Origin of the sequence: Corynebacterium aurimucosum ATCC 700975, assembly GCF_000022905.1 — a bacterium.
Classification (GTDB): domain Bacteria; phylum Actinomycetota; class Actinomycetes; order Mycobacteriales; family Mycobacteriaceae; genus Corynebacterium; species Corynebacterium aurimucosum_F.
Map to the genome: position 1 here is coordinate 1,146,432 of NC_012590.1, position 25,206 is coordinate 1,171,637.

Here is a 25,206-nt window from a genome sequence, read left to right on the forward strand (position 1 = left end):
GCAAATGCTCCTACCCAACTGAAAATTGGCTGGTTGACCAGTATTTGGTTACCTTGGTCACAGCTTAATGTACGGTCTTACTGGTGTTACGCCGTTATATAACGAGACTGTAACGATTGCTTATTTGGGCAGGATTCGGGAACTTTCTGCGACCCCGACCCCCAAAAGGCGTGCTGCTAAACTGGCCCCTATGGCTTCTTACCTGCTGCATGGCCTCTGGCTGCCCGTCTCCGGCCTGAGTCTATGGATCGAACAGGTCGAAGGGCACAAGATCATCATGCCCTCAGCAGTCCCAGAGGGAACCTTCCCGGATGTGGTGGACTCCATCCTGAGCAAGAAGACCTTCCGCAACCGAGCGCGAGTGTCCCTGCGCACACCGAAGGGCAAAGATGTCTCCCTCATGGTGCCCATGGCTATGTTCGCCCCGGATGAAGCGGTGGAAACATTGGCCAAGCTGGAATACCTCGACACCGATAGTCAGGCGGCCACCCCGGAGCAGCGCGCGACCATCGCGCCAGATCTCTTGTGGCTCATCCGGGCCTACCGCGGGCTTTACCGCTTTGTACGCGCCGGCCGCGTGACTATCCGCCTGTCCTATCAAGCAGGCGAGTGGTACCCCATGTGGCAACTGGCTTCCGGCTTGGGTGAGCGTAGCTGGCTAGCGGAGATGCTGGCCTCCGCGCCCGGCATCCTTTCCATAAATAACCGGGCTCTCTCTGATGATTTGGCGGATGAGCTCACGCACTGGATTGCCTATACCCAATTGCGCCCGCAGATCGACGCCCCGCGCGCCGCGCCCTGGCACGACTTTGCCCAGGCGCTGCTGAAGACCGCGCCGGTGAAGAAAGGCCGCGCCCAATTGCTGCGCGGGCTCAATGAATGGAAGGATTCCATTACCTCCGTCGATCTCCAGCTGGTGTTCCTCGTGGAGGAGCCACCAAATGAGAATGTCTCCGTCGAAGACGCAGCGTGGCCCATCCGCCTGCTGGTTCGCTCCGGGACCGATTCACCGCTGCCGGTGCGGCAGGAGCAGTTGGATCGGGGGAGCGTCGAGAAGCTGCGCGAAGCCCGCCGCCATGCCTTCGACGTGGCACCGCGGCTGAAGTACAACTCCGCGCCGGCGAGCCGGAACGCGGGTGACTGGGATGTGTACCTGACCACGGAGCAGCTCGTGGACTTTGTCACCCACGACGCCGCCGCCCTGCGCAAAGCCGGCTTTACCGTGCTGCTGCCCAAGTCCTGGTCCCACATGGAGACCAAGGCCAAGCTGGAAACCACGGAGGTGCGCGATCCAGCCGATGCCGCCACCAAGGCGCACATCGGCATGGAGAAGTTGTTCAGCTATGACTGGAAGCTTTCGGTGGGAGACACGCAGCTAACCGACGCCGAAATGCAAGAGCTCATCTCCTCCAAGTCCGGCCTGATCCGCCTGCGCGGTGAGTGGGTCATGGCGGATACCCAGGCCTTGAACAAGATCTCGCAGTACATGCGCGAGTTGGCCGATACCGCACGCAAGCGCGCTCTGAAGGAGCTGGAGCAACTCGCCGCGACCGCGGAAATGGCCCGCCAGCTGGAACAGTCCGGCTGGGAAGAGCTCGTGGCCGAGGTGGAGCGCCGCCGCAAGGAATTCAACGAGGGCGAGCAAGAAGAAGCTGTCACGCTGGCGGACCTGCGCGAGATGGCCTTGAAGTCCATGGCGGAGGACCCCGTTGCCTTCACCGGCTCCGAGTGGCACACGTCGTTGCTCGGTGGGCTGGATAGCACTGCGCCCGACCGCGTGGAGATCCCCGATACGGTCCATGCCGAGCTGCGTGAGTACCAGCGCCGGGGCGTCGACTGGCTGTATTGGATGTCCCGCAACAACATCGGCGCGGTGCTGGCAGATGACATGGGTTTGGGCAAGACCCTACAACTGTTGTCCCTACTGGCGGTGGAAAAGGCCGCCCATGAAGCTGAGGGGGAAGCGGAGGCGTGGAAGCCCACCCTGGTGGTTGCCCCGACCTCCGTGGTGGGCAACTGGGCTAGGGAGGCCAAGCGCTTCGTGCCCGACTTTAAGGTCATGGTGCAACACGGCACCGGGCGCCTGAAGGGCGAGGAGCTGGTCACGGCGGCGCAGAACGCGGATATCGTCATCACCTCCTATGGCACGGTCAGCCGTGACTTCCTGACCTTGAGCAAGGTGGAGTGGGACCGCGTGGTCCTCGATGAAGCCCAAGCGATCAAGAACGCCTCCACACGCTCCTCCAAGGCGGTGCGCGCCATCCCCTCGCGCCACCGCGTAGCGCTGACCGGCACGCCGATTGAGAACCGGCTGTCGGAAATGCGCTCCATCCTGGACTATTGCAATCCCGGGATCCTGGGCTCTGCTTCCTTCTTCCGCAACCACTTTGCCAAGGCCATCGAGCGCGAGGGCAGCGATGTCATGGCGGAGCGCCTGCGCCTGCTCACCGGCCCGTTCATCCTGCGCCGCCTGAAGACGGACCCGAATATCATCGATGACCTGCCAGAGAAGTCCGAGCAGATCATCACCGTGCGCATGACCGATGAGCAGGCCGCCCTCTATAAGGCCCTGGTCAATGACGTAGAGCAGGCCCTGGCAAAGAAGAAGAAGGGCATCTCGCGCCGCGGCCTCATCTTGGCATCGCTAACCCGCATCAAGCAGATCTGCAACCACCCAGCGCACTTCCTGGCCGATGGCAGTCCCGTGACCATCAAGGGTAAGCACCGCTCCGGCAAGGTGGAAGAACTCATGCGGATCATCGACCAGGCCATCGAATCCTCGGAGCGCGCACTGATCTTTACCCAGTACAAGGCCTTCGGTGACGTTCTCCAGCCTTACTTGTCTGAGCAGCTGGGCTGCGAGATTCCCTTCTTCCACGGCGGCGTGAGCAAGAACCGGCGCGACCAGATGGTGGAGGAATTCCAGGCCGAGGATGGTGCGCCTGTCATGCTGCTCTCGCTTAAGGCGGGCGGTACCGGGCTGAACCTCACGGCGGCGTCGATTGTCGTGCACATGGACCGGTGGTGGAATCCGGCGGTGGAAAACCAGGCCACGGATCGCGCTTTCCGCATTGGCCAGCAGCGCAACGTACAGGTGTACAAGATGATTACCGCCGGTACCTTGGAGGAATCCATCCAGGACATCCTCGACGGCAAGACGCAGCTGGCCGGGGCCGTCGTGGGCGAAGGCGAGGGCTGGCTCACCGAACTGAGCCCCGAGCAGCTGGCGGATCTCATGAGTTATAGGGAGCAGGAGAAGTAAATGGCACCGAAGAATCCTGAGGACAACAACGTCATCTACGCCAACTTCGGCACCCGCAAGCGCGTGAGCACGCCCGAGGAGGTCAACCGCGTCGATCGCGTGCGCACCATGCAGCCGGCGGCCACGCGCCTGCTCAACTTTGTCAACCAGCAGACGGATTCCGGCCGCATTCGCCGCGGGCGCCAGTACGCCACCGAGGGCCATGTCGTGGGCCTCGATGTGCGCAATGGCGCGGTGCACGGAAAGGTCGCGGGCTCCCAGAACGAGCCTTTCGCGGTGCTCATCCAGGTGCCCTACCGCAATAACGAGGACATCGGGCGGCTGTCGGAGATGTTCGCGCGCACGCCCAACTCCGTGGCGAAGGCCAGGGAGGGCATGCTTGCCGACGCCTCCCTCGACATCCTCATTGCCGAGTACCCAGACGACCTCCGTTTCTCCTGTACCTGCCCCGACCCGGAGTACGTGTGCAAGCACGTCGTGGCGGTGGCGGACCGACTTGCGGCCCGCATGGATGCCGATCCTTCCGTGATTTTTGCCCTGCGCGGACTCGACTTCGCGCGGCTGGAACAGGCGGTTATGGAGCAGGCCAAGGCGGCTTCGGAGGACTCTTTTTCCGCTTCTGCGGCCTCTGAAATCTCTGCCGAGGAACGCAATGCCTTGTTCTGGGAAGGGCGCGAATTGCCGCCCTTGCCGGAGCCAAAGACTGCTCCTGCCGTGGATGATTCCGACCCGGAATTGCTGCGCAAGGCCATGAGATCAGTCAGCCATACGAACATAGATTTGCTTCGGGCGGTCTCCGATGTCGAGGACCTTTACTATCATCTGACGCACTAGATATTGCCACCTTAATGGGAGGGGCTCATACGCCCAGCCCTGGACCACGTTGTAGGGAGTTTGCATGGCCGCGGTCACGTTCATCCACACCTCAGATTTCCAGCTGGGCATGACCCGCTGGTTTTTAAATCCCGCGGCGCAGTCGCGTTTTGATGATGACCGCGAAGCAGCGGTCCTGCGTCTGGGGGAGCTGGCCACCGAGACAGGCGCCGAGTTCATCGTCGTGGCCGGTGACGTCTTCGAGCACAACGCCTTGAGCAAGTCCACGCTGCTGCGCGCGAAGGATATGTTCAAGCGCCTACCGGTTCCTGTTTACCTGTTGCCCGGCAACCATGACCCTCTCGTGGCGGATTCCATCTTCTTCAACTCCTTCGCGGATAACGTGCACGTCATCGCAGATTCGGAACCGATTGAGGTGCGCTTGGGCGTGGAAATCGTCGGTGCCCCTTACCTGTCCAAGCGGGCTAATTATGACCTCGTGCGCCGCGCGCTGGAGCCGCTGCAGCCTCTCGAAAAGGGCGCGGTTCGCATCGCGGTGGGCCACGGCCAGGTGGAATCCCGCGCGGGCGTGGGGGAGGACTCGGATGCCGATACGATCGACCTCGCCTTTGTGGAGGAATGCCTGGATAAGGGTGTTATTGATTACCTGGCGCTGGGGGATACGCACTCCACCGAATCCTTGGGCCGCTCCGGCAAGGTGTGGTTCTCGGGCAGCCCAGAGACCACGGCCTTCGACGATAGGGAGCGCGATTCGGGCAATGCCTTGGTGGTGACCGTTGAGGGGGATCAGGTGGACGTCGTCAAGCACCGCGTTGGCCGTTGGGACTTCCGGGCGATTGATGCGGACGTTGACTCACTGGAGGAGGTCGAGGCCTTTCTGGCGGAGCTCGAGACCGTTCCGGAGAAGATTCGCACCGCGGTGAAGTACAGCCTGCGCGGCACCGTAGGTTTGAGCGCGCAGGCCCGTCTGGAGCAGGGCCTGGCGGAGAAGGAGGAGGTCTTTGCCTCCCTCAAGCCGCGTGAGAGAACCATGGATCTGCATCTGGCGCCCTCAGAAGAAGAGCTCAGCGAACTGAGCTTGAGTGGTTATGCCGCCGATGCGCTGGCGGAGCTGCTCGAGGACTTAGATAATCCCACCGCCCGCGACGCCGCCAACCTGCTGTTCCGCCTCAGCGCGAAGGGAGCCTAAACCATGATGCAGCTACATTCTGTTGAACTGAACAACGTCCGGGGTGTGGAGCACTTGGAGGTCAAGGACCTCCCGGAGACCGGGGTGGTGGTCATTGGTGGGCCGAACGAAGCCGGCAAATCCACGTTGGTGGAGGCCATCGATTTCGTGCTCACGGAAAAGCACACGGCCAATTCCAAGCCGGTGAGGGCGCTGCAGCCTGCCGGCCGCGATGTGGGTCCTGAGGTCACGCTTGAGGCGACCGTGGGGCCTTATCGCTTCCGCATTCGCAAGCGGTGGGTGAAGAAGCGCACTTCGGAGCTGCACGTTTTCTCCCCGCGCCCGGGCCAGTGGACCGGTGCCGAGGCGGATGGAGAGCTGGATCGCATCCTTAGTGAGCACGTGGACCGCGCGCTTCTCGACGCCCTCTTCGTCCGCCAGGACGACCCCCACCAAGGCATCGCCGCGGTGGGCATTCCTTCCCTGACCGCAGCGTTGGAGGAGGAGACCGGGGCGAGTTCCGCGGCGGAAGACTCCGAGCTGCTCACACGCATCGAGGCGGAGTATAAGGAGTATTTCACAGCGAAGACAGACAAGCCGGCAGGAGACTATAAGTCCGCCATTGCCGCACTGGCGGAAGCTGAGGAGAAGCACGCGGCCGCCGAGGCTGCGCTGCGCGAACTCGACGGCGTGGTGGAGCGTTATGAAGCCGCTGAGCTGAAGAAGGCTGAGGCTGAAGCCGCTCTGCCGGCGGCCGCGGAAGAATGCGAGCGCCGTGACGGTGAGCTGCTCGCCGCTCGGGCCGCCCAGGAAAAGGTCACCGCGCAGGAGGCTGCGGTGACTCGGGCGGCGGAAGCTGTGACGCGCGCGGAGGCGGAAGCGGAGCGCCGTAAAGCTGTGGTTGCTGAGCACGCCGCAGCTGTTAATGCTGCTGAGCGCGCCACCGCAGCGGTTATGGAAGCCCGCGAGCGGGCCGAGGAAGAAGCCGCCGCCCGCAGGAAACTAGAGGAGGAGCGCGCCGAGGTTCATCAGCGCTATGAGGCCGTGCGCGAGGAGCGCCAGCGCGCCCGCCGCGCCCAGCAACGCGCTGAACGCGCGGCTCTGGGCACCCGCCTCGAAACACTGAACAAGCTGGAAGAGACTTTGGCGTCCCGCCGCCGTGAGTTGGCGGCGACTCCCGATGTGCCGAACCTTCAGGCCTTGGAGGACGCTGCACGCGAGGTCACCGTCCAGGAGCGCTTGCGGGCGGCCGCGGCGGCCAAGCTCTATTTTTCCGGCGAGGGCTCCTTTAGCGTCGATGGCGAAGAGCGTGCGCTGGAGAGCGGTACGGAGCTGGCAGTTGAGCTGCGCGAAGGCACCACACTGAAGGTTGGTGACATCACCGCCCGCTATGTAGCCGGTGCGGGCGATAGCGGTGAGGAAGGCGTGGAGAAAGCCCGCGCTGAGCTCGCACGTCTGCTGGAAGACGCCGGATGCGAAGACCTTGAGTCCGCCCGTGCCACCCACGAAAAGCACGCGGATCTAGCATCCGCTGCCGATACCGCGGTCCGCGAACTCGCTGCGGCATTGGGCGGGGAGAACCTCGGTGAGTTACGTGCGCGCTTCGAGGCGGGTGCGGCCGATGCTGACGGCACCGAGGTGGATGGCGGGACTACTGATTCCGCTGCTAAGCTGCGGGAGCTCGACATCGTGGAGCAGGAAGAAGAGGAGCTGCGCAGAAAGCTAGACGAGCTCGACCGCGCCCTGGCACCCTACCGCGAGAACAAGGCTGGCGCGGCACTGGAGGTGGCTATGGTCCGTGCGGAGGAGGCCACCGCGCAGCGTGATGCTCAGGCCGCAGCCCTGGAGGCCGTCCGCGCCCAGCTCAGTGACGCCGAGGTGAGCGCAGCAATTGAGGCAGCACGGACTGAGCTGGCGAAAGAGAAGGCGGCTTTGGAGGAGATGTCCACCGTGGATGTCGACACCGCGGAGCAGTTGGCGCGAGGAGCGCACACGCACGTCGATTCGCTGAACGCAGCGGTCAATGCGGCGGTTGGGGATATGCGCGAGTTCAACGGACTTATCACTATGCACTCTGGTGCGGCTGAGGATGCGGAGAAAGCTGCCGCGGAGCTCGAAGTGGCCCGCGAGCGCCACGCCGCTATCGAGCGTCGTGCGAATGCTGCGCGCTACCTGCGCACGCTCATGTTGCGCCACCGAGACGCCGCCCGTCAGCGCTATGCCGCGCCCTTTGTCGCCGCTCTTAATGGTTTGGCTCGCACCGTCTTCGGCGGTGACGTGGACTTCGAACTCTCCGAGGAGCTCAAGGTTCAGGCTCGCAGCCGTAACGGTGAGACCGTGTCCTTCGACGCGCTCTCCGGTGGCGCCAAAGAACAGCTGAGTATCCTGACACGCTTTGCCATCGCTCAGCTAGTGTCCGGCGAACCGGTTCCCGTCGTCATTGACGACGCGTTGGGGTCTACCGACTCGCAACGCCTTCAGCTTATGGCGGCGTTGTTCAGCAAGGCCGGGAAAAACACTCAGGTCATCGTGCTGACCTGTATGCCGCAGCGCTACTCGTGGGTACCGGGGCGCATGGACCTAGATATGGAGAGACTTACAAGCGCTTAAGTCACAGAGTGTAGTGTGTGAGCCATGACTGCGGACACTCGATGGCTCACCGAAAGCGAACAGGACCTCTGGCGACACATCCTCGCCAGCATTCGCAAGATTAATCGCGGCATGGAGGAAACCCTCTTAGCCTGCAGCGATATCTCCGCGGCGGAGTTTGCGGTCCTCGTCTCGCTTTCGGAGGCGCCCGAGCACACGCTGCGTTTGCGCGAGTTGTGCTCGGCACTGGACTGGGACCGCTCCCGCGCCTCCCACCAGATCACCCGCATGGAGAAGCGGGGTTTGGTGTGCAAAGAAAAGTGCGCAGGCGATGCGCGCGGCGTTGAAGTCGTCATGACGAAAGCCGGCCAGGAACGCCTGGAGGCGGCAGTCCCTGAGCACGTCGAGTCGGTACGCCGCATGGTGTTTGATCACCTCGAGCCTGACGATGTTCCGGCGCTTCTGCGTTTTTGCAAGGGCGTCCTGTCGGAGAATAATCTTCCGGGCTACGACGGCTTCGTTCCGGACGAACGCCTGGGCCTCCACGCTGACTAGCTGTGCTTAGCGCGGGTAGAGTAGGGCCCGTCCGTTTATTCACCAGGAGGTGACCTTCCCACACCATGATGGGACAAGAACTGTTTGAGCATCCGCAGCGCCAATACGCTACGTACGGCATCACACCCTTGAAGGAGCTCAGCGCGCAGGTGGGGCCGGTTGAGGATCTGGAAGAGCTCACCGAGGAACAAGCCACCGCGCTTGAGGCAGCTCTGGAGCAGCACCCGGAGGGCGCCCTAACCTTCGATGATGCCTCGCAGCTGTGGATTATTGGCGCGGAGGATGACATCGAGCGCATGTTCCAGGACCGCGAGGATTTCGTCGAAGCACTCAATAACAATGAGGACCCTGGGGTCTAGCCCACAGTCGGCGTCAAACTAAAGGCGGATAGCGGCCGAAATATCTGCGTTTAACTACGGGCGGCTCTGCATAAACTGCTAAGATACTCTGTGTTAAAGGGCGAGCATCCCCAAGCATTAAAAGAGACGGTTTCGGTGAAAACTTCTCTGGCACAGGGGAGCTAAGTGAAAGGACTAAACATGAGTGTCGAGCGCGATTTGGCTCAGGAACAGCGCGAAGCAGCTGCACGTGACAAGGCTGATGGCTGGGTTTCCGTCTTCGTTGAGTGGATTCCCTCCATGCTTCTTTCCGTGGTGATGGTGGGCGCTATGATGCTCGGCATGTACTACGTCGAGCACGGCACCCTAGACATCACCCAACCGATCGTCAACCAGCACATCACGCAGTAATCTGGTTCGCTCCTCTTGCTGCCGCCCAGCGGGGGAGAGTAGCTTGACGTCAAGCCCCAGCAGAGTTGTCTGCTGGGGCTTCGTCCTTCTCTCCTGCCGCACCCCTCAACCTTGTTCCCTGGAGCCGAAAGCCATTGCGGTTTGGGAAGGGTTTCACGCATGCGTAGAACCATGCCCAGGCCGTGCAACTGCCCTAGCTGACAAAACCACCACTTGAAACCGCCGGCAGATCTGGCCAGATCTTTGGCAACTAGGGCAGTGTTGAGACTGAGCGCTAGCGTCCGAGTCATCACTTCTTCGCCCTTCGCGCTCACCGTGGGCCTCAACCGGCTGCCGCGCGCTCTCGGTGAGCGCGAAGGGAGTATTCATCCGATAGCCTGAACTCCATGGACTCTCGCATCTACGTTCGCTATCTCAACGGCCCGCTCCTGTGGCTGGGAATTATCGTTGGCCTTGCCGTCGTGGCCGCTGTGGTTCCCACGATGGTTGACTCCACGTGGGCAGCAATCCTCTTCGGCGCCCTAGTGCTCGCCGCAACTGTGGCTTGCATTCTGATGCGGGTGAAAATCGTCGTGAGTGACGACGACGTTGCGGTCTCCATCCTGGGCATATTCGCGAAGAGGATTCCACTCAGCGATATCACTGGTGCCAGCGTCGGTCCCGAGACTGGGCTCAAGGAAGGCGCAGGCCCGCGTGTTGTCGATGGTGCTCCAGCCTATATTGTTTCTGGGCCGACTGTGCGCATTGAACAGGGCCGAAGCTCTCTTCTCGCCTCGGCGAAGAATCCGGAGGAAGTGGCTGCGGATATTAAGGCGCGCTTGCGCTAGTTCCATATCCCCAGACCTCGATCCCGAAACCTCCTGGGCTGGGTGGTGAGGCGTCGGCAAGCGCTGGGCGACGCCCACCTGCAGGTTGCGGGTTTCAGGTCTGGGGGAATGCAGAATATGCGCGGTTGCCCCGCACACGTGGCGTCGTTGAAACGGTGGGCCGAGGCGCGGCATAGTGCGGGGCGGTTTAGGCATGAAAAAGTGCCCCTGACAGGGATCGAACCTGCGACCTTCGGTACCGGAAACCGATGCTCTAATCCGCTGAGCTACAAGGGCATTGCTGGCGAAATGCCAACGATGCGATTTTAGCCTATAAAGACTGAAGCGCAGTAATTGGCCTCACGCCGATGGGGGTGTGGTGGAGGAGAGCGGCTAGGAAAGCCGCTCTCGCGTCGCTTTCAGCAGCTTGTAGGACTAGGCTGGCTGCTCCTGTGTCTGGGGCTGGTCAAAGAAGCCTGGGGCATCAGCGGTGTGGACCTCACCGGTGCGCAGGTAATCAACCACAATCTGGTCCACGGCCTTGTTGCCCATCGCGAAGTGGCCGTGACCCGGGCCGTGCACAGTCACCACGCGGGACTGCATCGGATCCGAGAGACCGCGGTAGAAAGCGTACGGGGTCTGCGGGTCACCGGTGGCCTGAATCTGCAGCGGCTTGGTCTGCAGGTTTGCACCGGAGACGGCAATCGGGGTGTTGACCGGCGCGCGGCCACCGCAACCAGCGCCGGAGGCGTACATCGAGTTAAACAGCGTGAAGGGGTCAATCGTGACGTAGTTCGACCAGAGGAACGCCGGAATAAGAGTCGGATCCGTCGGCGCGGTGTTCTCATTGCACATAATGATGTTCTGCATGCTCATCGCGTTGACAAGCTGCTGCTGTGCCTTTTCCGGGTCCTGCTGAGGCTGCTGTGCGGCCTGCTCCTCAAAGTTTATGGGCTCAACACCGCCGATGTGCTTGGCCAGTGCGTCCCACGTCTCGGGGCGGGGGAGAAGCTCACGGGTCGCGCTCAGCGTCTGCGAGGAAGCTTGGACAGCCTGCGGGTTGCGTACCTTGCCTGCAAGGTGCTCTGCCTGCACGCGCAGCTCTCCCGTGGCCGTCATGACGTTGGCGCCGGGTTGGCCAGCGAACTCCAGCCCAGGCGGGAGGTCACCAATCTGGGCGTTGGGCGGAAGCACAGTCGGGCGCACGCCTGCTTCCTTGGCCACGATCTGGGACCAGCGCTCGTAGGCCTTCAGCGGGGTCTTTCCGGCGTGGTAAGTGGCGTCATTCTTGGCCACGTACGCGAAGAAGTCATGGAGAGCATTCTCGTAGCCTGCCTGCTGGGAGGCGAAGATCTGGTTCCAGGCCATGTTCGGATTCATTCCGGAGTCCAGCACAACCTTGTCGGTGTGCTGCGGGTAAAGCGTGGCATAGGTGGAGCCCAAGAAGGTGCCGTAGGAGAGACCGGCGATGTTGATCTTCTCCTCGCCGAGCGCCTGGCGCACAACTTCCCAGTCCTTAGCAGTGTTCTCCGTGGTCAGGGAATCGGTGTAACCCGGGGTGTTCTTTTCGCAGTCATCGCGGGTAATTGCGCCGATCTTCGTCAGCTGCGCCAGCGGGTTTCCGCCCACTTCGCTGGACGTGCAGTTCACTTCTCCGGACTCGCGCAAACCTCGCGGCTGCACACCAATGATGTCGTAGCCCTGCTTGATTTCCTCCGGCCACGCTGCGCTACTCACCCAGCCATACGCGTCGCCGCCCGGGCCACCCGGGTTGGTAAACAGGGTGCCCTGACGGTTTCCGGTGGCCTTGAGGCGAATGAGTCCGACGTCGATGGTGCCCTTTTCCGGCGCATCGTGATAGGTCGGAGCCGTAACGTGCCCGCACTCGGCGCGCTCCTCTGTGACCCCCTCCGGGCACGGGCCCCACTTGATGGTGGGCTGGTCTGCGTGGGCGACAGCGGGCGCGGCAACCAGGCCGGCAGCAACAGCTACGGGTCCCAGCACCGAGCCTAAAACGCGAGAAAGACGCATAGAATAAGGCTCCTCAAATCGTTAATTGGTACGGGCCTTATCCTATGCGCCAGGGGTGATGTGAGCCGAGCGTATACAGAGGGCGGGTGCCCCCGAACGCCTCACTACTTAACAATCACCACAATGAGATCACGTGGGCCGTGGACACCCTCCACGCGGGAGAGCTCGATATCCGAGGTCGCGGAAGGACCCGAGATCCACGTTGCCGGGCGCTCAGGGTTCATTCGGGAGACCATCTCCGGGACACCGTAGACAATCTGGTCCTTGCGCACGATGCAGACGTGACGGTCCGGTACCAGGGTCAACGCACGGCGGCCACAGGTCTCATTGGACTCGAGCACGATGGTGCCGGTCTGCGCGGAGGTGACGTGGGATTCGGTCACCACGGCATCGACAGCGTCGAGCTCGCGCGGGTCCTTGGCGTTGTCATCAGGGGTGATGGTTCCCTCGAAGCCGTCCAGAAGCCCAGCGTCCATGCCGGGTGCGTAGACGACGTTCGAGCAGCCGCGCTCCTTCAGGATGCCCACGAGGGTGGAGTTCAACCCAGACTCATCGGTGACGTGCACATCAGCCTTGTAGTCCTCGAGGCGGTCCACCAGCATGTCCCGCAGCTCCTCTTCGTTGAGCGTGCCTTCCTTCTGGTACTCGCGCGGAATGTCTACGTGGTCCGGCAGGCCGGCCTGCTTCTGGGCGGCTGAAATGCGGTTGAGGATTTCCTCTTTGGCGGTGGTCACTTGATGCCCTCCTTCTTGGCTTGGGCGAGGAGTTCTTGAGCTTCGTCAGTGTCGAACCATTGGCGGAAGGACTTCTTCGGCGGAACGGCAGTATCGCGCACCTCGGACCAACCAGACATGAACAGCGGCAGCTTGTCGATGACCCCGTTGAAACCACCGAGGACACGGCCGAGTGCCACCATGTGGGTGATCTGGTTCCAAATCTTCGGATTCTTCCACACCAACTCAACTACCTGGAAGAGCTTCTCTTCGACAGGCGGGGTGGCGTTAGTGACCTTCTGATAGCGGTTTTCCAGAATGACCTGGGAGAGAGGAATGCGCACTGGGCATACCTCGTCGCAGCGGCCGCACAGGGAGCAGGCATAGGGCAAGCTTGCCGACGGATCATTGTGGTCCTTCATACCTGTCAGCTGCGGCGTCAGCGAAATGCCAATCGGGCCAGGGTAGACCGAGCCATAAGCGTGGCCGCCGGCGCGCTCGTAGACCGGGCAGACGTTCAGGCAGGCCGAGCAGCGAATGCACTTGAGTGCTTCGTGGCCCTTGGGGGAGGACAGCGCAGCGGTACGGCCGTTATCCAACAGCACGATGTGGAAGTTCTGCGGGCCGTCGCCTTCGGTAACACCAGACCACATCGAGGTGTACGGGTTCATGCGCTCGGCGGTGGAGGAGCGCGGCAGCAGCTGCAGGAAGACCTCGAGGTCCTGGAAGGTGGGAACCAGCTTCTCAATACCCATCACGGTAATGAGGGTCTCCGGCAAGGTCAGACACATGCGGCCATTGCCCTCGGACTCCACGATGTTGATGGTGCCTGTTTCTGCCACACCGAAGTTAGCGCCGGAGATGGCGACCTTAGCCTTCATGAACTGCTCGCGCAGGAACTGGCGGGATGCTTCGGCCAGCTCCGCCGGCTCGGCCTTGAGGGAGTCATCCGTATTCGGCATCTCGTTGACAAAGATGTCACGGATCTCCGCGCGGTTGCGGTGAATAGCCGGGACCAGAATATGGGAAGGCTTGTCCTCACCCAGCTGGACGATGAGCTCCGCCAGGTCAGTTTCCTGGGCGTGGATGCCGGCCTCTTCCAGGTGCTCGTTGAGAGCGATTTCCTGGGTAGCCATGGACTTAATCTTGACCACGTCGGTCTCACCGGTTTCGCGGATAAGCCCCTCGATGATCTCGTTGGCTTCCTTGGCGTCGCGTGCCCAGTGGACGATGCCTCCGCGCTTGGTCACCTGCTCTTCGAATTGGAGCAGCAGTTCGCCCATGCGAACGGCGACGTCATCCTTGAGTGCAGAGCCGGCGTCGCGAAGCTGCTCCCAGTCCGGTGTTTCATCAACGGCGTGCTGGCGCTTGTCACGAATCGTGGTGGTGGCGTGGTGCAGGTTGCGGCGCTGGGTGGCGTTGTTGAGACCCACGTGAGCCAGCGGCACGAAGGCCTTCGAGCCGCGCAGGTTGCCGTAGCCTTCAGGAGCGCGCGGAGGAGTGGTGTCGAGGAAGGAAGTCATTAGAGCATCTTCTCCTTGGAGTAGGCCGCAGAGGTAGGAGTCCACGGGTGTTCCTTGGTGGAGGCGAGGATTTCCGCCAAGTGGATAGCGCGAACACCGGAGCGCTGGCGAGCCAGAGCGCCACCGATGTTCATCAGGCAGGAGGAGTCACCGCCGGTGACGTACTCGGCCTCGGTTTCGCGGATGTGGCGGGTCTTGTCACCAACCATCGCTGCGGAAACCTCGGCATTCTTAAGGGCGAAGGTGCCACCGAAACCACAGCACTCTTCCGCATTAGGCAGCGGGGCGAGGTCGATTCCTTCGACCTCCTTAAGGAGCTGGTACGGGCGGTCACCCAACTTGAGAAAGCGCAGGCCGTGGCAGGAGGGGTGGTAGGTCACGCGGTGCGGGAAGAAGGCGCCGACGTTGGTGACCCCGGCGACGTCGACAAGAAACTCCGGCAGATCCAAAGTCTTGCCGGCTGCCTTCTTGGCGCCGTCCACATCGGCGGAGGTACCGAAACGATCAGCGATCATCTCGTGCTGCTCGCGCACGGCGCCCACGCAGGAGCCGGAGGCGGAGACCACGTAGTCGATGGAGGGGTCGGCAAAGGCGTCCGCGTAGGTGCGGATCATGCCCAAGGTCTGCTCCTGGTAGCCGGTGTTGATGTGCATCTGGCCGCAGCAGGTTTGCTCTTCTGGGAAAACGACGTCGTAGCCCAAGCGAGAGAGAATGAGGGCCGTGGCCTTATGGGCATCGGGGAAGAGTGAATCACCGATGCAAGTGGAAAATAATGCTATTCGCATTCGCGTGTGCTCCTTAGTCTGCCTCTTTGCGGCTTGTCCTGTGCTTGGCACAGCGATGTTGTACTCGGATGCGGGCTATCAGGACAGTCGCAGTGGGCATTTTTCGAGTTTGTATCTTTGAGCCTACCGCCCAAAACTCACATTATCGAGACGGGATTAGCCCTCTTACCTGGCGTTTTATCGCAACACTAATGTTGTGAAATTCCTTACGTGCAGAGATGAAGCGGTTACAAAACGTGGGCACGCGAAAACCCCCAGACGTGGCGAGCAAAGTGCCCGATTCTGGGGGTAGATGGCGCTGAGGGTTGAGAACTTAAGGAACCAGGAAGCCCAGCACGTTGCTCATGAGGAAGACGATGACGCACACGACGGCGAGGAAAGCTACGGAGTAACCCACGACGGCCTTGAAGATGCGGGATTCCTCGCCCTCCATCTGGACGGCGGTGGCGGCGATGGCCAGCGACTGCGGGGAGATCATCTTGCCCACAACGCCACCGGAGGTATTGGCCGCCAGCATGAGGTCCGGGTTAACACCGATGCGCTCAGCTGCGGTGACCTGGAGGTTGGCAAAGAGCGCGTTGGCGGAGGTATCCGAGCCGGTCACCGCGGTGCCGATCCAGCCCAGGACGGGGGAGAAGAGCGCGAAGATGCCGCCCACGGACGCCACGAACTGGCCGATGGAGATGGTCTGGCCGGAGTAGTTCATGGTGTAGGCCAGCGCCAGGACCAGGATGATGGTCAGGGCGGAGAACTTCATGCGGGAAATAACCTCGCCGAACTTAGCCAGCGGTGCTGATGCTTCCAGCTTGTAGCGGCCGTTCTCGTTGAAGGACATGTAGATAACAGCCACGATGATGCCGGAAATTAGCAGCAGGGTTCCTGGGTTGCCCAGCACGTTGAACGTGAACGCGGTGTCCATGGCTTGGCCTTCGGCGTCGAAGACGGTGCCGTCGAGAAGCGGCCAGGCAACGTCGAGCTGCAGGAAGCCGAAGATGGCCGGCCACGCGGTGGCGATGGCGAAGACAGCGGTGACCACGGCATAGGGCAGCAGGGCCATCCAAATGCGGCTGCCGTTGAGGTCCGTGACTTCCTGACTTAGGTCATGGGTGGGTGAGTAACGTCACTCTTGACACTGTTACCTGTTGGTTTTCGTCGGTGGGGAGGAATTTTTCCGCACTAAGTGGGTAGTGCCGGGGGTGTTCAGTAGTCTGATTTTTGTGAGTCCTTATATTCGCACTGTCAAGACCGCTTCTGGGGCGATGGCGGTGCAGGTGGTGTTCTCTGAACGCAAAGGTGCCAAAAGGATGAAGCATATCGGCTCAGCGCATTCAGAGTCTGAGCTTGCGCTTTTGCGGGCTGAAGCTCAACGCATCGTCGATGGTGACCAACTCGCATTGGACTTCGGCGAGGTAGAACACATCCCACCGGCAACGGGCAGCGTTTGCCACCCGCTGCCGGTAGTCGGTCAGCGGGCCGGATACTTGCTGGACTGTATTGATGCGTGTTTCAACGAGTTAGGTCTTGCTGTAGCAAGCGGTGATGATCAGGTGTTTCGGGATCTGGTGCGTGCCCGGATTATCAATCCCGGCTCAAAGCTGGATTCCATCGAGACTCTTGCCGAGGTTGGCATCACCAGCGCAGCTACCGCACCATCCAGAGGCGTCTTTCCTCCTTCGCTACCGAATCGTTCGGGGAGATACTAACCCAAGCGTTGGCCCATCATGCAGGTATCGGGCCAGGCGCATTCATCTTGTACGACGTGACCACCTTGTACTTTGAAACCGATACTCCTGATGAGCTTCGCAAACCTGGTTTTTCCAAAGAGCGCCGCCTCGAGCCACAAATCCTTGTCGGGCTGCTTACTGATGCCACTGGTTTTCCACTACATGTTGGAGCGTTTGCCGGAAACTCGGCAGAAACCCACACGATGCTACCGATGATCACACGGTTCCAAGAGGCCTACCAACTCGATGAAGTCACCGTCGTTGCTGATGCAGGCATGTTCTCCGCAGCGAACAAACAAGCATTGATAGATGCAGGGCTGCACTACATCTTGTCGGTGAAAACCCCCACCGTGCCTGAGGTGATCGAAACCTGGCGGCGGGAAAACCCCGGTGACGACTACACCCACGGCCAGATCTGGACACAAGCCTCGGCAAGCGATGGGCGCAAACACACAACCCCGAATACGGTGACCCACTTCCAGTACTCCCATGATCGGGCTAGGCGCAGCCTGCGCGGAATCAAAGAGCAAGTCGCAAAAGCCAAACGCGCTGTTGACGGCGATATCGCAATCAAGCGCAACCGCTATATCGATCTTTCCGCCCCAAACAAGAAGGTCAACTACGCTCTTGCTGCCAAACACCGAGCCCTAGCCGGAATTAAAGGCTATGAAACCGACCTGACCGCTCTCCCCGCTAGTGAGGTTATCGGGCATTACCGCAGGCTGTTCAACATTGAAAAGTCGTTTCGGATGTCGAAATCAGACCTGAAAGCACGCCCAATCTACGCCAGGAAACAAGACTCGATCACTGCACATCTCCATATTGTGATGGCAGCACTAGCCGTGGCCCACCTGATGGAGACCCGCAGTGGTCAATCCATCAAACGCCTCGTGAGAACACTCAAGAAATACCGCAGCTTTCAACTCGTCGTTGGCGGCGAAACCATTCACGCCGCCGTACCACTCCCGCCCGACCTCACCGCCACCATCCAAGCAATCACCGGCCGCGAACTTCCGCACTAAATTGGCCTAAGTCAGGTTACGTGCAGAGATGAAGCGGTTACAAAACGTGGGCACGCGAAAACCCCCAGACGTGGCGAGCAAAGTGCCCGATTCTGGGGGTAGATGGCGCTGAGGGTTGAGAACTTAAGGAACCAGGAAGCCCAGCACGTTGCTCATGAGGAAGACGATGACGCACACGACGGCGAGGAAAGCTACGGAGTAACCCACGACGGCCTTGAAGATGCGGGATTCCTCGCCCTCCATCTGGACGGCGGTGGCGGCGATGGCCAGCGACTGCGGGGAGATCATCTTGCCCACAACGCCACCGGAGGTATTGGCCGCCAGCATGAGGTCCGGGTTAACACCGATGCGCTCAGCTGCGGTGACCTGGAGGTTGGCAAAGAGCGCGTTGGCGGAGGTATCCGAGCCGGTCACCGCGGTGCCGATCCAGCCCAGGACGGGGGAGAAGAGCGCGAAGATGCCGCCCACGGACGCCACGAACTGGCCGATGGAGATGGTCTGGCCGGAGTAGTTCATGGTGTAGGCCAGCGCCAGGACCAGGATGATGGTCAGGGCGGAGAACTTCATGCGGGAAATAACCTCGCCGAACTTAGCCAGCGGTGCTGATGCTTCCAGCTTGTAGCGGCCGTTCTCGTTGAAGGACATGTAGATAACAGCCACGATGATGCCGGAAATTAGCAGCAGGGTTCCTGGGTTGCCCAGCACGTTGAACGTGAACGCGGTGTCCATGGCTTGGCCTTCGGCGTCGAAGACGGTGCCGTCGAGAAGCGGCCAGGCAACGTCGAGCTGCAGGAAGCCGAAGATGGCCGGCCACGCGGTGGCGATGGCGAAGACAGCGGTGACCACGGCATAGGGCAGCAGGGCCATCCAAATGCGGCTGCCGTTGAGGTCCGTGACTTCTTCCTGGGCGGGCAGTTCCATGCGCTCGCGCAGGCTGTCGACACCCTTGGGCTTCCACACACGCAGGAAGATAAAGCCGGCGCCGAGGGAGACGATGCAGGCCACGACGTTGGTGAGCTGGTAGGCGAAGAAGGTGGCCGCGGCCCACTGGGCAATGGCGAAGGAAATGCCGATGACGGCGGCGGCGGGGCCGGCTTCCTTAACACCGCGCATGCCGTCGAGGATGAAGAGGATAAAGAAAGGCACGACGGCGGCGATAAGCAGAACCTGCAGGGAAATCAGTCCGGCGATATCAGCGGTCTGTTCGGCGGTACGGCCGCCCACGGAGCCTGCGGTGGTCACCGGGATGCCCACCGCACCGAAGGCCACGGGCGCGGTGTTGGCGATGAGCACGGTGGTGGCTGCCTTGAGAGGTTTGACACCCAGCGCCAGGATCATGGTTGCCGTGATCGCCACGGGGGCACCGAAGCCGGCGAGGGCCTCCAAGAGTCCGCCGAAGCAGAAAGCGATGAGGATGGCCTGGATGCGGATATCGCCATCGCCCAAGAGGTCAAAGGTCTTGCGCAGGTCATTGAAGCGGCCAGAAGCCACGGTGACCTCGTAGAACCAAATGGCAGTAATGATCACCCAGACGATGGGGAAGAGGCCGAAGAGCCCGCCGCGCATCGCGGAGGACAAAGCCATACCGGTTGGCATGCCCATGCCAAAAATGGCGATGAGAACCGCGACGAGAAGCGCTACCGCACCCGAGGTGTGGGCGCGGGCCTTGAGCCCCAAGAGCATGATGAAGAACGCGATGAGCGGCAGCGTGGACACCAGCGCGGTGAGCCCGACGTTGCCAGCAATGGCGTCGGTGGTGATGTTGAAGGTTGACATAAAGCTCAATTCCAGTTGGCTCCCGCTGGCGTCTTTGTGGAGATCCCTAGGATGCGGCACCGCATGTTTCGGCCGAGCGAGAGGGTGAAAGGTTGAATCGATTCAGATAACGCCTTTTAGGGTAGAACTTGGTGCTTCGCTGTGCTGCATTGTTCACCCGATGGGGGTGAGTGACCTTGCTAACGTCTGAGACCTGATAGCGCCTCCCAGCGGCGGAGACGATAGACTTTGGCCCTATGAATCCTGAAGATCTTTCCGTCCTGATCAAGAACACCGCCGCCGCCGTGCTCACCGAGCATGAGCTGGATGCCTCCGTCCTGCCAGAGACCGTGACCGTGGAGCGCCCGCGCAACCCGGAGCACGGCGATTACGCCACCAACCTGGCCCTCCAGGTGGCCAAGAAGGCCGGCGCCCAGCCCCGCGAGCTGGCGCAGTGGTTGGCGGATGCCCTCGCCGGCAACGACGCCATCGATGAGGCCTCCATTGCGGGCCCGGGATTCCTTAATATTCGCCTCGCTGCCGCGGCGCAGGGCGCCATCGTGGCCCAGGTACTCAATGCCGGCGCAGACTTCGGCAGCAACACCACTTACCAGGGCAAGAAGATCAACCTCGAGTTCGTCTCCGCGAACCCGACTGGCCCGATTCACCTGGGTGGCACCCGCTGGGCCGCCGTGGGTGACTCGCTGGGCCGCGTGCTCGAAGCCTCTGGCGCGGAAGTGACCCGCGAGTATTACTTCAACGATCACGGCGGACAGATCGACCGCTTCGCTCGTTCCCTCGTGGCTGCCGCCAAGGGCGAGCCCACCCCGGAGGACGGCTATGGCGGTGGTTACATCAAGGAGATCGCACAGGGCGTGCTCGAGCAGAACCCGGGCGCCCTCGATGGCAGCGATGCTGAGGTCCAGGAGGCCTTCCGCTCGGCGGGCGTGGAGATGATGTTTGCCCAGATCAAGGAGTCCCTCCACGAGTTTGGCGTGGACTTCGACGTCTACTTCCACGAGAATTCCCTCTTCGAGTCCGGCGCGGTGGAGAAGTCCATCCAGAAGCTCAAGGACAACGGCAAGCTCTACGAAGCCGAGGGTGCATGGTGGCTGAAGTCCACCGAGTACGGCGATGACAAGGACCGCGTGGTCATCAAATCCGATGGCAACGCCGCCTACATCGCCGGCGATATCGCCTACGTGGCCGATAAGTTTGACCGCGGCCACGACCTGGCCATCTATATGCTGGGCGCGGACCACCACGGCTACATCGCCCGCTTGCGTGCCTCGGCCCAGGCTTTGGGCTATGACCCGGACGCCGTCGAGGTGCTCATCGGCCAGATGGTGAACCTGGTCCGCGACGGTAAGGCGGTCAAGATGTCCAAGCGCGCGGGTACCGTTATCACCTTGGATGACCTCGTCGAGGCCATCGGTGTGGACGGGGCGCGCTACTCGCTGGTGCGCTCCTCTGTGGACTCCAGCCTGGACATCGACTTGGGCCTGTGGGCCTCCCAGTCGGCTGATAACCCGGTCTACTACGTGCAGTACGGCCACGCCCGTATCTGCTCCATCCTGCGCAAGGCAGCAGAGCTGGGCTTCGATACCGCCGCGCTTGCCGACGCCCCCCTCGACCTCCTCACCCACGACAAGGAGGGCGATCTCATCCGCACCCTGGGCGAGTTCCCGGAGGTTGTGGCCACCGCCGCCACGCTGCGCGAACCGCACCGCATCGCGCGCTATGCCGAGGAGCTTGCCGCCGTGTTCCACCGCTTCTATGACCAGTGCCAAGTGCTGCCAAAGGCTGGTGAAGAGACCGAGCCGATTCACTCCGCGCGCCTCGCCCTGGCCAGCGCCACCCGCCAGGTCATGTCCAATGCCTTGACCACGGTCGGGGTTAGTGCACCGGAGAAGATGTAAGACAAGGTATCGATGACTGATTTCAATTCTCTTCCGGCCCACGTGTGGCCGCGCAACGCCGCTCGCGGATCCGATGGCGTGGTCTCGATCGGCGGTGTTTCCCTGACCGAGCTGGCCGAAGAATACGGCACCCCGCTCTATGTTTTCGATGAGCAGGACTTCCGCTCGCGCTGCCGGGACATGGCCCAGGCCTTCGGCGGCCCTGATCACGTGCACTATGCCTCCAAGGCTTTCATTACCAAGCGCATCGTGCGCTGGGTAGATGAGGAGGGCTTGTGCCTCGACGTGGCCTCCCTCAATGAGGCCAAGCTGGCGCTCGCCGCGGACTTCCCGCCCGAGCGCATGACCGCGCATGGCAATAACAAGGAAGACGAGTATCTCGAGCTGTGCGTTAACGAGGGGATTGGCCATGTGGTGCTGGATAACGCGGAGGAGCTCTCGCGCCTCAACAGCATCGCTGCGGCCGCCGGCCGTGTGCAGCCGGTGATGATTCGCGTGAAGCCTGGCGTGGATGCCCATACGCACGAGTTCATCGCCACGGCTCACGAGGATCAAAAGTTCGGCATTTCCCTGTCCACCGGCGCCGCCTTCGAGGTCGCTCGCACGGTGCTGGAATCCGCGAACCTTAAGCTCGTGGGCTTGCACTGCCACGTGGGCTCCTCAGTGTTTAACGCCGATGGCTTCAAGCTGGCAGCCGAGCGCGTGCTGAGCCTGTACAAGCGCATCCACTCCGAGCTCGGCGTTGCCCTCGAGGAGCTGGACTTGGGCGGCGGCTTCGGCATTCCCTACATGGAATACGAGGAAGCCCTCGACGTCGCCACGCTGGCCAAGGACCTGCTCGACGCCGTGGAGCGCACCGCTACTGAGCTTGGCATCAAGCCGCCTTTCGTGTTGGTGGAGCCCGGCCGCTCGCTGGTGGGTGCCTCCGCGGTCACCGTCTACCGCGTGGGCACGGTCAAGGACGTGGAGACCGGCAAGGCGGATCTGCCGATGCGCCGCTACCTCTCCGTAGACGGCGGTATGTCCGATAACATCCGGCCGGCGCTCTATGGCTCGGAGTACGACGTGCGCGTGGTCAACCGCCGCACCCAGGGCGAGCCGGTGGATTCGCGCATCGTGGGCTTCCACTGCGAGTCCGGTGACATTCTGGTCAACGAGCGCCGTTTCCCCTCGGATATCACTACCGGTGATCTCCTCGCTTTCGCCACCACCGGCGCCTACCAGTACATGATGGCCTCGCGCTATAACGGCGCTTTGCGCCCGGCGGTAGTTTCCGTGCGTGACGGCAAAGCCTCGCTCATGCTGCGCCGGGAAACGATGGAGGACTTGCTGGCGTTGGACGTCGACTAGCGCGGCGTTGCCACAGCTCACCGCATTTTATTCACAAAGACATGGCCGGTCGCACGTTGTGCCGGCCATTTTGTATAGAAATAGACAGCTCGTTCTGTATAGTGATGGGCTAGCACGTAAGAATTTTTCGCAATTTCAACAAGGGGACACCATGACGACGACGAACCGTAGCAAGAAGCCCGAAGGCGAACCCGTAGGAATCGCGCTGCTTGGATTTGGCACCGTGGGCGCTGAGGTTTTCCGCCTCGTGCAGGAGAACGCTGACGCTTTTGCGCACCGCATCGGCGGCCCCGTGGAGATCCGCGGCGTCGCCGTGCACAACAAGAACAAGCTGCGCCCAGGCGTGCCAGAGGAGCTGCTGACCGACTACGCCAAGGCGCTTGTCCTGCGCGATGATATCGACCTCGTCGTCGAGGTCATCGGCGGCATTGATTTCCCACGCGAGCTCGTTCTCGCAGCCCTCAATGCCGGCAAGTCCGTGGTCACCGCCAACAAGGCACTTGTTGCCGCACACGCGGATGAGCTCGCTGAGGCCGCCGACCGCGCCGACGTTGACCTGTACTTCGAGGCCGCCGTGGCTGCCGCCATCCCGGTCGTCGGCATGCTGCGCCGTTCCCTGGCCGGTGACAAGATCCAGCGCATCTCCGGAATCGTCAACGGCACCACGAACTTCATCCTGGACGCCATGGAATCCACCGGTGCCTCCTATGAGGACGCACTGGCTGAGGCCACGCGCCTGGGCTACGCCGAGGCCGATCCCACCGCTGACGTGGAGGGCCACGACGCCGCCTCCAAGGCTGCCATCCTGGCGTCCTTGGGCTTCTATACCCGCCTGACCTTCGACGATGTCTACTGCGAGGGTATTTCCAAGATCACCGCCGATGACATCACGGCCGCCAACCAGGCTGGCTACTCCATCAAGCTTCTCGCCATCTGTGAGCGCCTCGTGGACGAGGAGACCGGTGCGGAATCCGTCAACGCCCGCGTGCACCCGACGCTGGTTCCGAAGGAGCACCCGCTGGCTTCGGTCAGCCAGTCCTACAACGCCATCTTCGTTGAAGCGGAGGCCGCTGGCTCTCTGATGTTCTACGGCAATGGTGCCGGCGGTAACCCCACGGCATCCGCTGTGCTGGGTGATGTCATCGGTGCGGCACGCAACATTGTCCACGGCGGCCGTGCGCCGGGGGAGAACACCTACGCCAACCTACCTATTGCGGAGTTCGGAGAAGTGGAAACTCGTTATCACGTCGACATGGAAGTTGAAGACCGCACCGGCGTGCTCTCCGCCATTTCCGGTGTCTTTGCCCGCCATGGGGTCTCCCTGCGCACCGTGCGCCAGGAAGACGGCGATGCCACCGCTCGCCTCATCGTGGTCACCCACGCGGCGAAGGAAGCGGTGCTTGAGGATATCGTCGCTGCCCTCGGCGAGCTCGATGAGGTCAAGGCTGTCCACTCCGTCATCCGCCTCGGCGTCTAAGGGTTTTAGGTACAACAATGAGTATCGATATCGAAGTAGGCACCAAGGTCACGGTTCAGGTCCCGGCCTCCTCGGCCAACCTGGGCCCGGGCTACGACACCCTCGGCATCGCGCTGAGCCTTTACGACACCGTGGAGGTCGAGGTCACCCGCTCCGGCTTGGAGGTAGAAATCTTCGGCGAGGGCGCCGAAGAGCTGCCGCGCGACGGCTCCCACCTTGTGGTCAAGGCCATCCGCTCCGCACTCAAGGCCGCCGATGTCGAAGTCACCGGCCTGCGCGTGGTGTGCACGAACAACATCCCGCAGTCCCGCGGACTGGGCTCCTCGGCGTCTGCCGCGGTGGCAGGTGTTGCCGCGGGCAACGGCCTGGCTGGGTTCCCGCTCTCGGAGGAGCAGGTTGTGCAGTTGTCTTCCGCCTTCGAAGGCCACCCGGATAACGCCGCGGCCTCCGTATTGGGCAATGCGGTGGTTTCCTGGACCACCGTGCCTGTCGACGGCCGCTCGCTTCCGGAGTACCGCGCCGCCACTTTGGAGGTGCACCCAAGCATCAAGGCCACGGCCTTGGTCCCGGACTTCCATGCCTCGACGCAGGCAGTGCGCCGCGTGCTGCCCTCGCACGTCACGCATGCAGACGCCGCCTTCAACGTCTCCCGCACCGCGGTGAACGTGGCGGCGCTGACCGCTTACCCGGACCTGCTGTGGGAGGGCACCCGCGACCGCCTGCACCAGCCTTATCGCGCTGACGTACTGCCGGTGACCGCGGAGTGGGTCAACCGCCTGCGCAACCGCGGCTACGCCGCCTACCTGTCGGGTGCTGGCCCCACCGTCATGGTCCTGCACACCGAGCCCATCGAGGAGGCAATCCTCGATGATGCCCGCGAGCAGAACCTGCGCGTGCTGGAGCTGGAGGTTGCCGGGCCGGTCTCCGTCGAGCGCGGCTAGCCT

Annotated in this window: 17 protein-coding genes, 1 tRNA gene and 2 pseudogenes; 13 read left to right on the plus strand and 7 right to left on the minus strand. The window is 62.0% G+C overall.

Annotation, left to right across the window (positions count from 1 at the left end):
- Positions 1–190: 190 nt before the first annotated feature.
- The 8 genes from CAURI_RS05410 to CAURI_RS05445 all read left to right on the plus strand — a co-directional run bounded on the left by CAURI_RS05410 (position 191) and on the right by CAURI_RS05445 (position 9,984).
- Positions 191–3,262 carry a DEAD/DEAH box helicase gene (locus CAURI_RS05410; protein WP_010187158.1) on the plus strand — a complete coding sequence of 1,024 codons (3,072 nt, stop codon included), beginning with the start codon at positions 191–193 and terminating at the stop codon, positions 3,260–3,262.
- Positions 3,263–4,096: an SWIM zinc finger family protein gene (locus tag CAURI_RS05415; RefSeq protein ID WP_010187156.1), complete on the plus strand. Its 834-nt coding sequence runs from the start codon at positions 3,263–3,265 to the stop codon at positions 4,094–4,096.
- Positions 4,097–4,160: 64 nt separating this feature from the next.
- Positions 4,161–5,285 (plus strand): metallophosphoesterase family protein, encoded by a 1,125-nt coding sequence (locus CAURI_RS05420; protein WP_010187154.1) that lies wholly within the window; start codon positions 4,161–4,163, stop codon positions 5,283–5,285.
- Between the two features lie 3 nt (positions 5,286–5,288).
- Positions 5,289–7,874, plus strand: a complete 2,586-nt coding sequence (locus CAURI_RS05425; protein WP_010187152.1) for an AAA family ATPase — start codon at positions 5,289–5,291, stop codon at positions 7,872–7,874.
- Positions 7,875–7,898: 24 nt separating this feature from the next.
- On the plus strand, positions 7,899–8,408 hold the full coding sequence (locus tag CAURI_RS05430) for a MarR family winged helix-turn-helix transcriptional regulator (RefSeq protein ID WP_010187150.1): 510 nt from the start codon (positions 7,899–7,901) through the stop codon (positions 8,406–8,408).
- A gap of 65 nt (positions 8,409–8,473) precedes the next feature.
- Entirely contained in the window at positions 8,474–8,767 is a 294-nt protein-coding gene (locus tag CAURI_RS05435; protein WP_010187148.1) for a hypothetical protein, read from the plus strand.
- Between the two features lie 180 nt (positions 8,768–8,947).
- Positions 8,948–9,157: a hypothetical protein gene (locus CAURI_RS05440; RefSeq protein WP_010187146.1), complete on the plus strand. Its 210-nt coding sequence runs from the start codon at positions 8,948–8,950 to the stop codon at positions 9,155–9,157.
- 386 nt (positions 9,158–9,543) lie between these two features.
- Positions 9,544–9,984 carry a hypothetical protein gene (locus CAURI_RS05445; protein WP_010187144.1) on the plus strand — a complete coding sequence of 147 codons (441 nt, stop codon included), beginning with the start codon at positions 9,544–9,546 and terminating at the stop codon, positions 9,982–9,984.
- 202 nt (positions 9,985–10,186) lie between these two features.
- Here the strand turns inward: CAURI_RS05445 and CAURI_RS05450 are convergent.
- From CAURI_RS05450 to CAURI_RS05475, 6 genes and pseudogenes are all read right to left on the minus strand, one after another.
- A tRNA-Arg gene (locus CAURI_RS05450) sits at positions 10,187–10,260 on the minus strand.
- A gap of 138 nt (positions 10,261–10,398) precedes the next feature.
- Entirely contained in the window at positions 10,399–11,994 is a 1,596-nt protein-coding gene (locus tag CAURI_RS05455) for an alpha/beta fold hydrolase (protein ID WP_010187142.1), read from the minus strand.
- 104 nt (positions 11,995–12,098) lie between these two features.
- The gene (locus CAURI_RS05460; protein WP_010187140.1) at positions 12,099–12,728 is read right to left on the minus strand and encodes a LutC/YkgG family protein; all 630 of its coding nucleotides are present in this window, start codon (positions 12,726–12,728) and stop codon (positions 12,099–12,101) included.
- The gene (locus tag CAURI_RS05465) at positions 12,725–14,230 is read right to left on the minus strand and encodes a LutB/LldF family L-lactate oxidation iron-sulfur protein (protein ID WP_010187139.1); all 1,506 of its coding nucleotides are present in this window, start codon (positions 14,228–14,230) and stop codon (positions 12,725–12,727) included. The genes CAURI_RS05460 and CAURI_RS05465 overlap by 4 nt, the downstream gene beginning before the upstream one ends.
- Positions 14,230–15,015 carry a (Fe-S)-binding protein gene (locus CAURI_RS05470; RefSeq protein WP_010187137.1) on the minus strand — a complete coding sequence of 262 codons (786 nt, stop codon included), beginning with the start codon at positions 15,013–15,015 and terminating at the stop codon, positions 14,230–14,232. Before CAURI_RS05470 ends, CAURI_RS05465 begins: the two co-directional genes overlap by 1 nt.
- Before the next feature lie 313 nt (positions 15,016–15,328).
- Positions 15,329–16,099, minus strand: a pseudogene (locus CAURI_RS05475) (L-lactate permease); the annotation flags it as partial.
- A gap of 133 nt (positions 16,100–16,232) precedes the next feature.
- On the opposite strand from CAURI_RS05475, the pseudogene CAURI_RS13590 reads away from it, so the two are divergent.
- Positions 16,233–17,761, plus strand: a pseudogene (locus tag CAURI_RS13590) (IS1634 family transposase).
- Between the two features lie 123 nt (positions 17,762–17,884).
- Here the strand turns inward: CAURI_RS13590 and CAURI_RS05490 are convergent.
- Positions 17,885–19,537 carry an L-lactate permease gene (locus CAURI_RS05490; protein ID WP_012714988.1) on the minus strand — a complete coding sequence of 551 codons (1,653 nt, stop codon included), beginning with the start codon at positions 19,535–19,537 and terminating at the stop codon, positions 17,885–17,887.
- Between the two features lie 236 nt (positions 19,538–19,773).
- On the opposite strand from CAURI_RS05490, the gene argS reads away from it, so the two are divergent.
- The 4 genes from argS (at position 19,774) to thrB (ending at position 25,203) form a co-directional block, all read left to right on the plus strand.
- Positions 19,774–21,435: an arginine--tRNA ligase gene (gene argS / locus CAURI_RS05495; protein ID WP_010187121.1), complete on the plus strand. Its 1,662-nt coding sequence runs from the start codon at positions 19,774–19,776 to the stop codon at positions 21,433–21,435.
- Between the two features lie 12 nt (positions 21,436–21,447).
- The gene (gene lysA, locus CAURI_RS05500; protein ID WP_010187118.1) at positions 21,448–22,785 is read left to right on the plus strand and encodes a diaminopimelate decarboxylase; all 1,338 of its coding nucleotides are present in this window, start codon (positions 21,448–21,450) and stop codon (positions 22,783–22,785) included.
- A 151-nt stretch (positions 22,786–22,936) separates the two neighbouring features.
- Positions 22,937–24,262 carry a homoserine dehydrogenase gene (locus CAURI_RS05505; protein WP_010187116.1) on the plus strand — a complete coding sequence of 442 codons (1,326 nt, stop codon included), beginning with the start codon at positions 22,937–22,939 and terminating at the stop codon, positions 24,260–24,262.
- Positions 24,263–24,279: 17 nt separating this feature from the next.
- Positions 24,280–25,203, plus strand: a complete 924-nt coding sequence (gene thrB / locus CAURI_RS05510) for a homoserine kinase (protein WP_010187115.1) — start codon at positions 24,280–24,282, stop codon at positions 25,201–25,203.
- Positions 25,204–25,206: the final 3 nt, after the last annotated feature.

Bases quoted from the DNA above. Each gene is read 5' to 3' on its own strand.
- CAURI_RS05410 (WP_010187158.1), top strand. From the start codon at position 191: ATGGCTTCTTACCTGCTGCATGGCCTCTGGCTGCCCGTCTCCGGCCTG.
- CAURI_RS05415 (WP_010187156.1), top strand. From the start codon at position 3,263: ATGGCACCGAAGAATCCTGAGGACAACAACGTCATCTACGCCAACTTC.
- CAURI_RS05420 (WP_010187154.1), top strand. From the start codon at position 4,161: ATGGCCGCGGTCACGTTCATCCACACCTCAGATTTCCAGCTGGGCATG.
- CAURI_RS05425 (WP_010187152.1), top strand. From the start codon at position 5,289: ATGATGCAGCTACATTCTGTTGAACTGAACAACGTCCGGGGTGTGGAG.
- CAURI_RS05430 (WP_010187150.1), top strand. From the start codon at position 7,899: ATGACTGCGGACACTCGATGGCTCACCGAAAGCGAACAGGACCTCTGG.
- CAURI_RS05435 (WP_010187148.1), top strand. From the start codon at position 8,474: ATGATGGGACAAGAACTGTTTGAGCATCCGCAGCGCCAATACGCTACG.
- CAURI_RS05440 (WP_010187146.1), top strand. From the start codon at position 8,948: ATGAGTGTCGAGCGCGATTTGGCTCAGGAACAGCGCGAAGCAGCTGCA.
- CAURI_RS05445 (WP_010187144.1), top strand. From the start codon at position 9,544: ATGGACTCTCGCATCTACGTTCGCTATCTCAACGGCCCGCTCCTGTGG.
- CAURI_RS05455 (WP_010187142.1), bottom strand. From the start codon at position 11,994: ATGCGTCTTTCTCGCGTTTTAGGCTCGGTGCTGGGACCCGTAGCTGTT.
- CAURI_RS05465 (WP_010187139.1), bottom strand. From the start codon at position 14,230: ATGACTTCCTTCCTCGACACCACTCCTCCGCGCGCTCCTGAAGGCTAC.
- CAURI_RS05470 (WP_010187137.1), bottom strand. From the start codon at position 15,015: ATGCGAATAGCATTATTTTCCACTTGCATCGGTGATTCACTCTTCCCC.
- CAURI_RS05490 (WP_012714988.1), bottom strand. From the start codon at position 19,537: ATGTCAACCTTCAACATCACCACCGACGCCATTGCTGGCAACGTCGGG.
- argS (WP_010187121.1), top strand. From the start codon at position 19,774: ATGAATCCTGAAGATCTTTCCGTCCTGATCAAGAACACCGCCGCCGCC.
- lysA (WP_010187118.1), top strand. From the start codon at position 21,448: ATGACTGATTTCAATTCTCTTCCGGCCCACGTGTGGCCGCGCAACGCC.
- CAURI_RS05505 (WP_010187116.1), top strand. From the start codon at position 22,937: ATGACGACGACGAACCGTAGCAAGAAGCCCGAAGGCGAACCCGTAGGA.
- thrB (WP_010187115.1), top strand. From the start codon at position 24,280: ATGAGTATCGATATCGAAGTAGGCACCAAGGTCACGGTTCAGGTCCCG.